General features: G+C 71.0%; 14 protein-coding genes. 8 read left to right on the top strand and 6 right to left on the bottom strand.

Annotation, left to right across the window (positions count from 1 at the left end; all coding sequences use genetic code 11):
- The first annotated feature begins 28 nt into the window (after window positions 1-28).
- Window positions 29-304 (top strand): GlsB/YeaQ/YmgE family stress response membrane protein, encoded by a 276-nt coding sequence (locus tag ACFYWS_RS36795; protein ID WP_389283758.1) that lies wholly within the window; start codon window positions 29-31, stop codon window positions 302-304.
- 111 nt (window positions 305-415) lie between these two features.
- Here the strand turns inward: ACFYWS_RS36795 and tyrS are convergent, their stop codons facing one another.
- The 3 genes from tyrS to ACFYWS_RS36780 form a co-directional block, all read right to left on the bottom strand.
- Complete coding sequence (tyrS, locus tag ACFYWS_RS36790) at window positions 416-1,690, bottom strand: tyrosine--tRNA ligase (protein ID WP_389283756.1); 1,275 nt, start codon at window positions 1,688-1,690, stop codon at window positions 416-418.
- A 52-nt stretch (window positions 1,691-1,742) separates the two neighbouring features.
- Window positions 1,743-3,137 (bottom strand): metallopeptidase TldD-related protein, encoded by a 1,395-nt coding sequence (locus ACFYWS_RS36785; protein WP_389283755.1) that lies wholly within the window; start codon window positions 3,135-3,137, stop codon window positions 1,743-1,745.
- An 82-nt stretch (window positions 3,138-3,219) separates the two neighbouring features.
- Window positions 3,220-4,743: a TldD/PmbA family protein gene (locus tag ACFYWS_RS36780; RefSeq protein ID WP_389283754.1), complete on the bottom strand. Its 1,524-nt coding sequence runs from the start codon at window positions 4,741-4,743 to the stop codon at window positions 3,220-3,222.
- 183 nt (window positions 4,744-4,926) lie between these two features.
- On the opposite strand from ACFYWS_RS36780, the gene fabG reads away from it, so the two are divergent.
- From fabG to ACFYWS_RS36765, 3 genes are all read left to right on the top strand, one after another.
- Complete coding sequence (fabG, locus tag ACFYWS_RS36775) at window positions 4,927-5,646, top strand: 3-oxoacyl-[acyl-carrier-protein] reductase (RefSeq protein WP_389283752.1); 720 nt, start codon at window positions 4,927-4,929, stop codon at window positions 5,644-5,646.
- A 3-nt stretch (window positions 5,647-5,649) separates the two neighbouring features.
- Window positions 5,650-6,426 carry an enoyl-ACP reductase FabI gene (gene fabI / locus ACFYWS_RS36770; RefSeq protein WP_389283750.1) on the top strand — a complete coding sequence of 259 codons (777 nt, stop codon included), beginning with the start codon at window positions 5,650-5,652 and terminating at the stop codon, window positions 6,424-6,426.
- A gap of 78 nt (window positions 6,427-6,504) precedes the next feature.
- Window positions 6,505-6,846 (top strand): hypothetical protein, encoded by a 342-nt coding sequence (locus ACFYWS_RS36765; RefSeq protein ID WP_389283748.1) that lies wholly within the window; start codon window positions 6,505-6,507, stop codon window positions 6,844-6,846.
- Here ACFYWS_RS36765 and ACFYWS_RS36760 read toward each other — a convergent pair.
- Window positions 6,821-7,516, bottom strand: coding sequence for a FadR/GntR family transcriptional regulator (locus ACFYWS_RS36760; RefSeq protein ID WP_389283746.1), 696 nt, complete (start codon window positions 7,514-7,516; stop codon window positions 6,821-6,823). The genes ACFYWS_RS36765 and ACFYWS_RS36760 overlap by 26 nt on opposite strands.
- An 86-nt stretch (window positions 7,517-7,602) precedes the next feature.
- Between ACFYWS_RS36760 and ACFYWS_RS36755 the strand changes: the two genes are divergently transcribed.
- From ACFYWS_RS36755 to ACFYWS_RS36740, 4 genes are all read left to right on the top strand, one after another.
- Entirely contained in the window at window positions 7,603-8,895 is a 1,293-nt protein-coding gene (locus tag ACFYWS_RS36755) for a CynX/NimT family MFS transporter (protein ID WP_389283937.1), read from the top strand.
- 38 nt (window positions 8,896-8,933) lie between these two features.
- A complete protein-coding gene (locus ACFYWS_RS36750; RefSeq protein WP_266725572.1) occupies window positions 8,934-9,044 on the top strand; it encodes an SGM_5486 family transporter-associated protein in 111 nt (36 codons plus the stop codon).
- Window positions 9,045-9,233: 189 nt separating this feature from the next.
- Entirely contained in the window at window positions 9,234-9,440 is a 207-nt protein-coding gene (locus ACFYWS_RS36745; RefSeq protein WP_389283936.1) for a hypothetical protein, read from the top strand.
- Between the two features lie 129 nt (window positions 9,441-9,569).
- Window positions 9,570-10,088: a SixA phosphatase family protein gene (locus tag ACFYWS_RS36740; protein ID WP_389283744.1), complete on the top strand. Its 519-nt coding sequence runs from the start codon at window positions 9,570-9,572 to the stop codon at window positions 10,086-10,088.
- A 74-nt stretch (window positions 10,089-10,162) separates the two neighbouring features.
- On the opposite strand, the gene serB is transcribed toward ACFYWS_RS36740, so the two are convergent.
- Both serB and ACFYWS_RS36730 read right to left on the bottom strand, forming a co-directional pair.
- Entirely contained in the window at window positions 10,163-11,404 is a 1,242-nt protein-coding gene (gene serB, locus ACFYWS_RS36735; RefSeq protein ID WP_389283742.1) for a phosphoserine phosphatase SerB, read from the bottom strand.
- Window positions 11,405-11,567: 163 nt separating this feature from the next.
- Window positions 11,568-13,046, bottom strand: coding sequence for a streptophobe family protein (locus ACFYWS_RS36730; RefSeq protein WP_389283740.1), 1,479 nt, complete (start codon window positions 13,044-13,046; stop codon window positions 11,568-11,570).
- Window positions 13,047-13,096 lie beyond the last annotated feature (50 nt).

The raw sequence follows: 13,096 nt of genomic DNA, 5'->3' as shown, positions 1-13,096 counted from the left end.
GTCCCGTACCGCATGAGGAGGCGACGACATGAGCTGGTTGTGGGCGATCATCGTGGGCTTGATCCTGGGCCTGATCGCGAAGGCGATCCTGCCCGGCAAGCAGCAGATCCCGCTGTGGCTGACAGTGGTCTTCGGCATCATCGGCAGCGTCCTGGGCAACTGGGCGGCCACGGGCATGGGAGTCAACGACACCAAGGGCATCGACTGGATCCGCCATCTGCTGCAGCTGATCGGCGCGGTGGTCGTGGTCGGCGTGGGCGACCGGGTGTGGGTGGCGCTGCGCGGGAACAAGAGCAAGGCGTAGGTCCTGTCGCACTGGGGCCTGTCGTTTGGATCAGGCCCTACGCCCGGAAACGGCTGAAGGCCCGGCCCCGCTGAGTGGCGGGCCGGGCCTTCCGGGTACGGGGCGAGAGCCCTACGCGCCCTTGACCTCCACGGCCGCGAGGTTCTTCTTGCCGCGCCGCAGAACCAGCCACCGCCCGTGCAGCAGCTCGTCCGCGCCCGGCACGAAGTCCTCGGCGGCGACCTTGACGTTGTTCACGTAGGCCCCGCCCTCCTTCACGGTGCGGCGCGCGGCCGACTTGCTGGCGACGAGGCCGACCTCGGCGAACAGGTCGACGACCGGGCCGAGCTCGGTGACCTCGGCCTTCGGCAGCTCGGACAGGGCCGCGGCGAGCGTCGCCTCGTCCAGGTCCGAGAGGTTCCCGTCGCCCTGACCGAACAGCGCCTTCGAGGCGGAGATCACGGCGGCCGTCTGGTCCGCGCCGTGCACCAGCGTCGTCAGCTCCTCGGCGAGGGCACGCTGCGCGGCACGGGCCTGCGGCCGCTCCTCCGTCTGCTGCTCCAGCTCCTCCAGCTCCTCGGGGGACTTGAAGGACAGGATCCGCATGTACTTCGAGATGTCCCGGTCGTCCGTGTTCAACCAGAACTGGTAGAACGCGTACGGCGTCGTCATCTGCGGGTCGAGCCAGATGGCGCCGCCCTCGGACTTGCCGAACTTGGTGCCGTCCGCCTTCACCATCAGCGGCGTCGCCACGCAGTGCGCCACCGCGTCCGGCTCCAGGCGGTGGATCAGGTCGAGCCCGGCCGTGAGGTTGCCCCACTGGTCGGAGCCGCCCTGCTGGAGCGTGCAGCCGTAGCGGCGGTACAGCTCCAGGAAGTCCATGCCCTGCAGGAGCTGGTAGCTGAACTCCGTGTAGCTGATGCCCTCCTGGGACTCCAGGCGGCGGGCCACGGAGTCCTTGGTCAGCATCTTGTTGACCCGGAAGTGCTTGCCGATGTCACGCAGGAACTCGATCGCGGACATCCCGGAAGTCCAGTCCAGGTTGTTCACCATCGTCGCCGCGTTCTCACCCTCGAAGTCGAGGAACGGCTCGATCTGCGAGCGCAGCCGGTCGACCCAGAGCCTGATCGTCCCCGGGTCGTTCAGCGTGCGCTCCGCCGTCGGGCGCGGGTCGCCGATCTGGCCCGTGGCCCCGCCCACCAGGGCGAGCGGGCGCAGGCCCGCCTGCTGGAGCCGGCGCATGGTCAGGACCTGCACCAGGTGGCCGACGTGCAGGGAGGCCGCGGTCGGGTCGAAGCCGCAATAGAACGTGACCGGACCGTCCGCGAGCGCCTTGCGCAGTGCGTCCTCGTCAGTGGACTGGGCCCACAGGCCACGCCACTTCAGCTCGTCGACGATGTCGGTCACGGTTCTGGTTCTCCTTGAACAGGTCTGCTGGGACCCTGCCAGTCTATGGGCGTCAGACGCCTTGACTGACCGAGCTCATGTTGAAGTCCGGCACCCGCAGGGCGGGCATCGCAGCCCTGGTGAACCAGTCGCCCCACTCCCTGGGCAGCGTCTTTTCCGTCCGCCCGGCCTCCGTGGCCCGGCCCAGCAGGCCGACCGGCGACTCGTTGAACCGGAAGTTGTTCACCTCGCCCACGACCTCGCCGTTCTCCACGAGGTACACACCGTCGCGGGTGAGCCCGGTGAGCAGCAGCGTCGCCGGGTCGACCTCGCGGATGTACCAGAGGCAGGTGAGCAGCAGGCCCCGCTCCGTACCGGCGACCATCTCGTCCAGCGACTTCGTGCCGCCGCCGTCGAGGATCAGGTTGTCGATGGCGGGGGCGACGGGCTGCCCGGTGAGCGCCGCGCTGTGCCGGGTCGTCGTGAGGTGCTTCAGCTCCCCCTCACGGATCCAGTCGGTGGCGCCGACCGGCAGCCCGTTGTCGAACACCGACGACGCGTCGCTGGAGGCGTGCGCGAGGACGAACGGGGCCGATTCGAGCCCCGGCTCGTGCGGATCGCTGCGCAGGGTCAGCGGCAGCTCGCTGAGCCGCTCGCCCAGCCGCGTACCGCCGCCCGGCTCGGAGAACACGGTGCGGCCCTCGGTCGCGTCCCGCGCCCCCGCCGACCACATCTGGTAGATCAGCAGGTCCGCCACGGCGGTCGGCGGCAGCAGCGTCTCGTAGCGCCCGGCGGGCAGGTCGATGTGCCGCTGCGCCCACCCGAGCCGGGTGGCGAGCTCCGCGTCCATCGCCGCCGGGTCGACGTCCTTGAAGTCCCGCGTCGACCGGCCCGCCCACGCCGACCGCCTGCGGCCGTGCGACTTGGCGTTCATCTCCAGGGTCCCGTTGGGCTGGTCGTGACGCAGCCGCAGCCCCGTCGACGTACCGAGATAGCTGCTGGTCAGCTCGTGGTTGGCGAACCCGTACAGCTCGCGGCCGCCCGCCCTGGCCCGCGCGAACGCCTCGCCGAGCGCCGGCGCGAACTCCGCGAAGACGGCGGACGAGGTCTCGGCGGGCGCGTCCGTGAAGTCGGGGGAGTGCGCCACGTCGCCGATCAGCGGCTGCGCGTCCTCGGCGGGCCCCGCCTTGGCGGCGGCCTCCTCGGCGGCGCGCACCAGCGGTTCGAGGTCGTCGGCGGTCACGGCGGAGCGGGACACGACACCACTCGCCGTGCCCTCCTTGCCGTCGACCGTCGCGACGACGGTGAGGGTGCGCCCGCGCGTGACGCCGTTCGTGGTGAGCGCGTTGCCCGCCCAGCGCAGATTGGCGGTGGACGTCTCGTCGGCGATGACCACGCAACCGTCGGCCCGCGACAGTTCGAGGGCCCGCTCGACGATCTCGTACGGCTTGCTGGCACGCGGGCTCATCGACCGGCCTCCTGCGTCGTATTCAGACTGTGCTTGCCCGGGGGACAACCCCCGGACCCCCGGCCGCTCCCGTGCGTGACGCTCATCGACCGGCCTCCTGCGTCGTATTCAGAATGTTGACGCCCTTGAAGAGCGCGCTCGGGCAGCCGTGCGAGACGGAGGCGACCTGGCCCGGCTGGGCCTTGCCGCAGTTGAAGGCGCCGCCGAGTACGTAGGTCTGCGGGCCGCCGACCGACGCCATGGAGCCCCAGAAGTCCGTCGTCGTCGCCTGGTACGCGAAGTCCCGTACCTGCCCGGCGAGCTTCCCGCCCCGGATCGCGTACGCGCGCTGCGCCGTGAACTGGAAGTTGTAGCGCTGCATGTCGATGGACCACGACCGGTCGCCCACGAGGTAAAGACCCCGGTCGACCCCCGAGATCAGGTCCTCCGTCGCGAGCCCGCCCGGGTCCGGCTGGAGCGACACGTTCGCCATCCGCTGTACGGGAACGTGCCCGGGGGAGTCCGCGTACGCACACCCGTTGGAGCGCTCGAACCCGGTCAACTTGGCGATGCGCCGGTCGAGTTGATATCCGGCGAGGGTCCCGTCCTTCACCAGGTCCCAGGACTGTCCCGCCACGCCCTCGTCGTCGTACCCGATGGTGGCGAGCCCGTGCTCGGCCGTCCGGTCCCCGGTCACGTTCATGATCTCGGAGCCGTACTTGAGCTTCCCGAGCTGGTCGAAGGTGGCGAAGGAGGTGCCCGCGTACGCCGCCTCGTAGCCGAGCGCGCGGTCCAGCTCAGTGGCGTGCCCGATGGACTCATGGATGGTCAGCCAGAGGTTGGACGGGTCCACGACCAGGTCGTACGCGCCCGCCTTGACGCTCGGCGCGCGCATCTTCTCGGCGAGCAGCTCGGGGATCTCGGCGAGCTCCCGGCCCCAGTCCCAGCCGGTCCCGGTGAGGTACTCCCAGCCGCGCCCCACCGGCGGCGCGATGGTGCGCATGGAGTCGAACTCGCCGCTGGAGTCGTCCACGGCGACCGCGGTCAACTCCGGGTGCAGGCGCACCCGCTGCTGCGTCGTGACGGTCCCCGCCGTGTCCGCGTAGAACTTGTTCTCGTGCACGCAGTACAGCGAGGCGTCCACATGGGCCACCCCGTCCGCCGAGAGCAGCCGCGCGCTCCAGTCGGCGAGCAGCCCGGCGCGCTCCTCCTCCGGCACGGTGAAGGGATCGATCTCGTACGAGGAGATCCAGGTCTTGTCCGCGTGCACCGGCTCGTCCGCCAGCTCCACGCGCTCGTCCGAGCCTGCCGCCTTGATGACCTGCGCGCTCAGCTTGGCCATCGCGACGGCCTGCGAGGCGACCCGCGCCGCCGCGTCCATCGTCAGATCGACACCGGAGGCGAACCCCCACGTCCCGCCGTGTACGACGCGCACGGCATATCTCAGGTCGGTGCTGTCGGACGCCCCCGAAGGCCTGGCGTCCCGCAGCCGCACCGACGCACCCCGCACCCGCTCAAGACGGAAGTCCGCGTGGTCCGCTCCCAACGCGCGTGCGCGCGCGAGGGCGGCGTCGGCGAGTGCCCGTAGGGGCAGTGCGAGGAACGACTGATCGATCTCATGGGCCATGGGCGGCTTCCCCTTCTGTCACGGCGCAGGCGGCACAGTGCGTGTGAGTGAACCACGACACGTGCTGTCTGTGGGAACCCCACAGACAGCACCCCCTCGCCCTGTCGCCCCCGGATTCGGCACCCGGTGCCGCGGCCGGATAGGTTCAAGACGTACCTGACCGCCGAACGAAAGGGTGATCCGTTGAGCCGCTCGGTTCTCGTCACCGGGGGAAACCGGGGCATCGGCCTCGCCATCGCCCGCGCCTTCCTGGAGCAGGGCGACAAGGTGGCCTTCACCTACCGCTCCGGTGAGCCCCCCAAGGAGCTCGTCGACGCCGGCGCCCTCGCCGTCCGCTGCGACATCACGGACTCCGAGCAGGTCGACGTGGCCTACAAGGAGATCGAGGAGAAGCACGGCAACGTCGAGGTCCTCGTCGCCAACGCGGGCGTCACCAAGGACCAGCTCCTCATGCGCATGTCCGAGGAGGACTTCACGTCCGTCCTCGACACGAACCTCACCGGCACCTTCCGTGTCGTGAAGCGTGCCAACCGCGGCATGCTGCGCGCCAAGAAGGGCCGCGTCGTGCTGATCTCCTCCGTCGTCGGCCTGCTCGGCTCGGCGGGGCAGGCGAACTACGCCGCTTCGAAGGCCGGCCTGGTCGGTTTCGCGCGTTCGCTCGCCCGTGAGCTCGGGTCGCGCAACATCACCTTCAACGTCGTCGCCCCCGGTTTCGTGGACACCGACATGACGCAGGCGCTCACCGACGAGCAGCGCAAGGGCATCGTGTCGCAGGTGCCGCTCGGCCGGTACGCGCAGGTCGAGGAGATCGCCGGAGTGGTGAAGTTCCTGACCTCCGACGATGCCGCGTACATCACTGGAGCCGTCATCCCGGTTGACGGCGGACTGGGAATGGGTCACTGAACCATGGCTGGAATCCTCGAGGGCAAGAAGATCCTCATCACCGGTGTGCTGATGGAGTCCTCCATCGCCTTCCACGCCGCGAAGCTGGCCCAGGAGCAGGGTGCGGAGATCATCCTCACCGCCTGGCCGCGTCCCACGCTCACCGAGCGCATCGCCAAGAAGCTGCCGGAGCCCGACAAGGTCAAGGTCCTGGAGCTCGACGTCTCGAACGACGAGCACCTCGCCCGCCTAGAGGGCCAGGTCCGTGAGCAGCTCGGTGACCGGCTCGACGGCATCGTGCACTCCATCGGCTTCGCGCCGCAGGACGCCCTCGGCGGCAACTTCCTGAACACGCCGTTCGAGTCCGTCTCCACGGCCATGCACGTCTCCGCCTTCTCGCTGAAGTCGCTGACGATGGCGCTGCTGCCGCTGATGACCGAGGGCGGCTCCGTCGTCGGCCTCACCTTCGACGCGAAGTTCGCCTGGCCGCAGTACGACTGGATGGGCCCGGCCAAGGCCGCCCTGGAGGCCACCAGCCGCTACATGGCGCGCGACCTGGGCAAGCAGAACATCCGCTGCAACCTCGTCTCGGCCGGTCCGCTCGGCTCCATGGCCGCGAAGTCGATCCCCGGCTTCAGCGAGCTGGCGTCCGTGTGGGACACCCGCGCCCCGCTGGAGTGGAAGCTCGAGGACCCCGAGCCGGCGGGCAAGGGCATCGTCGCGCTGCTCTCGGACTGGTTCCCGAAGACGACGGGCGAGATCGTGCACGTCGACGGCGGTCTGCACGCCATCGGCGCCTGACATCTGACTCACTCGTTCGGCCCACCGGCCGGGCGGGCCGAGGGGACCTCCACGCACGCTGGTGCGAGGAGGTCCCCTTTGCGTTTCTCACGCCGCGTCGTCCCCGCGCTTGCCGCGCTGACCCTGCTGTTCACGCTGCCCTACGACGCGGTGTCGGACGAGAAGCCGACGAAGCGGCGGGCGCCCTCCGGCGCCTCGTGCCGGATCGACATCGACCGCGACCTCGTCAGCGCCACCTGCCACAACCCGTACCCGACGATCGACCGCGTCGCCCTGCACATCGAGTGCGACGAGTGGTGGGACATCGACACGGACACACGTCCGAAGGCGGTGTTGCCGGCCGAGACCCTGCGGCTGGACGGCCGGTGCTGGAAGAACGTGCGGACCGCCTGGGTCAGTCACCACAAGCCGTCGCCGTGAGCCGGCCGGGGCGGCAGTCGAACGGATAGCGCGCGGCCTCCTTGGCGGCGGCCTCGGCATCGCCCGCCCGGATCGCGTCGACGAGCGTGGCGTGGTCCATGTGGTTCTCCGCGGTGAGCCGCTCGCCCACGTCCTCGCGCAGCCAGTCCCGCATGACCTCGCCGAGGTCCGCGTACATCGCCGTCAGTACGTCGTTGTGGGACGCGGCCACCACGGCCAGGTGGAACGTCGCGTCCGCCGACACGAACGCCTCCGTGTCCCCGGAGGACCACGCCTCCTCGCGCCGCACGAGCAGCGCGTCGAGCTGCTTCAGGTCGCGCTCGGTGCGCCGCTCCGCCGCGAACTTCGCCGCGCTCGACTCCAGCGTGGCGCGCAGCTCCGCGATGTCCTGCGGTGCGGCCTCCGCGAACCGCCGCTGCATGACGCCCGCCAGCTCACTCGTCGCCACGACGTACGTGCCCGAGCCCTGCCGAATGTCCAGCAGACCGTTGTGTGCGAGGGCGCGCACCGCCTCCCGCACCGTGTTCCGGGCCACACCGAGCTGTTCCACGAGCTCCGGCTCCGTCGGGATGCGGGAGCCCACCGGCCACTCGCCCGAGGAGATCTGGGCGCGCAGGGCGGAGATGACCTGCTCGGACAGGGCCGAACGCTGGGGCGAGGTCAGCGGCATGACATTCCTTCGTAGCGAACCGATTGGACAACCAATCATCCCATGATTCTAAGATGGGTCTCATGGCTAGTGAGGAAACCCCGACGATGGCACCACCGAGCGCCGACCCCGAGACGCCCCTGCGGGCCGAGAAGCCCGCCCCGCGCGCGTGGGTGGTCCGCCTGGTCATGGTCGGCATCGTGCTCGCCGCGGTGAACCTGCGGCCCGCCATCACCAGCCTCGGCGCCCTCCTCGAAGAGGTCCGCGACGGGCTCGGGATGAGCGGCAGCGTCGCCGGACTGCTCACCTCCGTGCCGCCGCTCTGCTTCGCGATCTTCGGTGTGATGGCGCCCCGGCTCGCCAGGCGCTTCGGCGCGAGCGCCGTCGTCTGCGCCGGCATGTTCGCCATCGCCGCGGGTCTCGTCGTCCGCCCGTTCACCGGCGGCACCGCCGGCTTCCTCGTGGCCAGCGCGCTCGGCCTGATGGGCATAGCCGTCAGCAACGTACTGATGCCGGTCATCGTCAAGCGCTGGTTCCCCGACAAGGTCGGCACCATGACCGGCCTGTACTCGATGGCCCTCGCGCTCGGCACCTCCACCGCGGCCGCCGCGACGGTTCCGGTGACCTCGGCGCTCGGCGGGAGCTGGAAGGCCGGGCTCGCGGTGTGGGCGGTGCTCGCCGTCGCGGCGGCCCTGGCCTGGCTGCCGCTCGTGGGCAAGAAGGACACGTCGACCATGGCTGCCGCCGCGTCGCCCGCCGCCGAGTCCGCGGCGGCCTCCGAGGGAAGCGGCCTGCGGATCGCCCGCAGCCGTACCGCCTGGGCGCTCGCCGTCTTCTTCGGGCTCCAGGCCACGGCCGCGTACATCACGATGGGGTGGATGGCGCAGATCTTCCGCGACTCGGGGGTCTCCGCGTCGACCGCGGGTGTGCTGCTCGCCGTCACCATGGCGATGGGCATCCCGCTCGGCTTCGTCATCCCGCGCATGGCCGCCCGGCTGCCCAGCCAGGGGCCGATGGTGATCGCCCTCGGCGTCTGCGGCCTCGCCGGTTACGCGGGCCTGTACTTCGCCCCGTCCTCCGGCGCCTGGGTGTGGGCGGTGCTGCTCGGCATCTCCAACTGCGCCTTCCCGCTCGCGCTCACCATGGTCGGAATGCGTGCCCGCACGGGCGCGGGTGTCGCCAAGCTGTCCGCCTTCGCGCAGTCCACCGGCTACCTGATCTCGATCCCCGGACCGCTGCTCGTCGGCGTCCTCTACCAGCACAGCGGTGGCTGGGGCGCGCCGATCGCGCTGATGGCCGCGCTGATGGTGCCGCAGATCGTCGTGGGCGTGTTCGCGGGCCGCAACCGCACCGTCGAGGACGAGGCGGCCGACACGGCCGAGGCGGCCCCGGCGTCCTGAGGGGCGGGGACAGGTGCGACACTTGGCGCATGTCGCCTGTGCTCGAGCCGAATCCCCAGAACGGCCAGAAGAAGCTGCTCCTCGTGCTCGGCGCGATGCTGGCCGTCACCGTCGTCGTCGGCATCATCGCGTCCATCGCCGCACCGTAGGGCGGGGCCGCGGGGGAGGGGTGGGGTTAACTCCACCATCCCTTAGGGGGCCAGTGTCAGGGTGAAGTGGGTGGATCACCGGATGGGCCCGAGGTCCCCGGTTCCGTACCTTCGAAGTGTCGCCGAGATCCTCGGCACACCGGACGAAGCGCATACGGAACACGGCCCCCGGAGGCAGCAGCCATGTCGATGTCAGCCCCCACGCCCTCCCGGCCCACCACGGCAGCCGCGGGGCGCGTCGACATCCGGCTGCCGTGGTGGGCGATCGTGCTCCCGGCCGTGGCCTTCGTGGCGCTGCTCCTGCTGATCCTCAACCCGGCCGACGCCCAGGCCGTCGCGGGCGAGCCGAGCCTGGTCCACATCCTGGGCCGCGCGAAGGACCTGGTGCTCCGCTAGGGACCTGGTGCTCCGCCAGGGCATGATCCAATCGACAGGCCCTGGCGTCCCCGTACGTCGTTCACTCGTGCCGGGGGAGCCCTTCAACTCCCTGCGCCCGACGGAGGGTTTCATGCGAAGCTGGGACGCATGAGCGTCGCAGAACCCCGCAGGATTGTCCTTTTCCGGCATGCCAAGGCGGACTGGCCCCAGGTCTCCGATCATGAGCGGCCGCTCGCCGAGCGGGGCCGCAGGGACGCCCCCGTCGCCGGCCGCAAGCTGGCCGACGCAGGCATCTCCTTCGACCTGGCCCTGTGCTCGACCGCCGCGCGTACCCGTGAGACCTGGAAGCTCGCCGTGCACGAGATGCCGGAGCGACCGAAGACCGTGTACGAGGAGCGGATCTACGAAGCGTCGCCCGGCGAACTGATCGCCGTGCTGAACGAGACCCCCGACGACGTGCACAATGCCGTGCTGATCGGCCACAACCCCGGCGTGCAGGCCCTCTCCGAGATCCTCGCCGCGGACGCCGAGGGCGACGCCCGGCAGCGGCTGAACAAGCGCGGCTTCCCGACCGCCGCCTACTCCGTGCTCACGTTCACCGGACCGTGGAAGAGCCTGGAGCCCGGCGCCGCCACGCTCGTCGACTACTGGGCGCCGAGCGAGTAACCGCCACCGTCCGTCATACGTACGACGTGGGGCCCGGTACCGACGCATCGGTACCGGGCCCCACGTATGACGTCCTACGCGCTCTGCGCGTCCGCGGCCTCGACCTCTTCGCGCGTGACGCCCAACAGATACAGCACCGTGTCGAGGAACGGCACGTTCACCGCGGTGTGCGCGGCCTCGCGCACGACCGGCTTGGCGTTGAAGGCGACGCCGAGCCCGGCCGCGTTCAGCATGTCCAGGTCGTTCGCGCCGTCACCGATCGCCACGGTCTGCTCGAGCGGCACCCCCGCTTCCGAGGCGAACCGGCGAAGGAGACGCGCCTTGCCCGCGCGGTCCACGATCTCGCCCGTGACCCGGCCGGTCAGCTTCCCGTCGACGATCTCCAGGGTGTTGGCCTGCGCGAAGTCGAGCCCGAGGCGCTCCTTCAGATCATCCGTGACCTGCGTGAACCCGCCGGACACGACGCCCACTTGGTAGCCGAGACGCTTGAGCGTACGGATGAGGGTCCTGGCCCCCGACGTCAGCTGGACCTCGCTGCGCACCTTCTCCACGACCGAGGCGTCGAGGCCCGCGAGCAGCGCCACGCGCGCGTGCAGCGACTGCTCGAAGTCGAGCTCGCCGCGCATCGCCGCCGCTGTCACCTCGGCGACCTGGTCCTCGCAGCCCGCGTGCGCCGCGAACAGCTCGATCACCTCGTCCTGGATGAGCGTCGAGTCGACGTCCATCACGACGAGCCGCTGCGCGCGCCGGTGCAGTCCGGCCGAGACGACCGCGACGTCCACACCCAGCTTCGCGGCCTCGGTGGCGAGGGCCGTGCGCAGCTCCTCCGTCGCGGTGCCGGACACCGCGAACTCGACCGCCGTCACGGGGTACTTCGCGAGCCGGAAGATACGGTCGATGTTGCCGCCGGTGCCGGTGATGGCGGCCGCTATCGACGCGGCCGACTCGGCGGTGAGCGGGTGACCGAGGACGGTGACGTGGGAGCGGCCGGTGCCGCGCGGACGGTTGTCGCCGATGCCGGAGATGATCTCCGCCTGCATCTTCATCGACTCCGCCCAGCTGTGGACGGTCGACCGGAGGTCCCCTTCGAGACCGGCGGGCGGCTGGGTCACCAGGGCGCACAGGACGATGCGGCCACGGGTGACGACCTGCTCGATGTCGACGACATCCACGGAGTAGGCGGCGAGGGTGTCGAAGAGCCCGGCGGTGATGCCGGGCCGGTCCTTGCCGAAGATCTTGACCAGGAGAGTGGGGACGTCCGCCGGAACGTCCACGGGAGGGGCATCAGCGGTGGGCTGGGGCTGCGAAGCGCTCATGATGGGCCCTACGTTATCGGGCCTGTGTACGGACCCCGCAATCACGCCCACCGTGTAAGGGCGACCTCGACATTTCAGGCCCCTCCGGAGTCCCTCCAAGCCCCGCCGGCGATTGAGGCGCGGGGTCCGGGGCGGAGCCCCGCGACCGCAATCCCGGCCACCGTCACTGCCGATACGGCCGCAGATACGGATTCGTATCCGGGTTGGCCGGCCGATACGGCCGACTCGGCTGATACGGCCCCGACGGACCACCGGCCCCGCCGTCCGAGGGCGGCCCGGCCCGAGCCGCCGCCCCGGTCGCATACGCCAGCCCCGCACCGAGCGCCCCCGCCCCCGCCCCCCACGCCGCCCCGAGCAGCACCGCCATCCCGATCCGCCCGTGCAGCTCGATGCCCGCCCCGAACGCGTCGAAGCCGAGGACCGAGAGCGAGGCTCCCGCCGACACATCGGTGAGCCACACAAGGAGCGGCAGCGCGACCGCCGTCACGCCCCCAAGGCGCAACGCACACCGCCCCGCGAACCCCCACACGCCCCGCGTGACGGGCGAGCGCACCGCCGTCAGCACCCCGGCGAGCAGCATCATCACGCCCGCCGCGACGCCCAACAGCCACACTCTGCCGTCGAGTTCCGCGAGCCGCCCCAGCGTCACCGGCTCGTTCGCCGACGCCCCGAGCAGCTCGTCCAGCGGATCCGGCAGCAGCTTCGCGAGCTCCCCCGTCGCCTCGCCGTCCCAGGGCACGAAGAGACCGATGGGGATGCCGAGCCACACCCCGTTGGGCGCCCCGAGCAGCGCGGCGCCCGCGATCCGCTTCGGATGGTCGTCGCCGATCATCGCGTACGCCGCCGCTGCCAGGCCCGCGACGACCGCCATCAGCAGCACCGCCACGAGCGCCGAAGCGGCGGGGCGGACGGCCCGGTGCAGCGGGGCGAGCGCGCGCGGCAGCGGAGTGCGCCGCGACGCGAGCAGAGCGATCACCAGGACACCCGCCACGAACGCCGCACCGCCGAACAGCGAGGGGACCGTCTCCACGGTGAACCCGACGGAGGCCTTCGCGTCGACCAGATCGCCGACCCGGTCGGGCAGCAAGCCGCCTATCCCGCCCGGCAGTTTGTCCGAGATGCCCTCCGGCAGCCCCTTCCCGCCGCCCGGAATGTCGTCGAGCCCCAACTGCGAGCCGTTGATGGTGATGATGTCGTGACCGGCCCAGGCGAGGCCGCCCACCATCGCCACGAAGAGCGCCACCACGGCGCCCGCGCGCGCGAGGAGCTCCCCGGGCGACACCTCAACTCCCGCCGCCCGCAAGGAGCGTAGAAAGAACCACCCCAGTACGAGCGCGCCCACCAGGCCCACGCCGAGCGGCCAGACGTCGATCGAGGTGTCCGCCTGCGCACCCTTGAGCCCGAACGCCGAGACGTCCCCGGACGGCGTCACGCGCCCGCCCGCCCCGAGCGCCACCACGGCGGCCGTCATCGGCCCGAGCGAAGCGACCGTGTCGGCCTCCAGCAAGTGCAGGCCGAGCGCCGCGACTCCGGCCATGGCGATGAACGCCCAGCTCACCGCGGCCACGGCGGACAGCAGGACATCGCCGACGGACGGGCGCGCGCGCCGCTTCGCGTCCTGGCCGCTCCCCGCCAAGGCCATCAAGGCCCCCCCGATCCGCCCCGCCTCGCCCCGGAGATCCCATTTGCTCA

Origin of the sequence: Streptomyces sp. NPDC002795 (assembly GCF_042888725.1) — a bacterium.
Classification (GTDB): domain Bacteria; phylum Actinomycetota; class Actinomycetes; order Streptomycetales; family Streptomycetaceae; genus Streptomyces.
The sequence above is the reverse complement of the archived record's forward strand: the minus strand, read 5'-3'. Positions and strand labels throughout refer to the sequence as shown.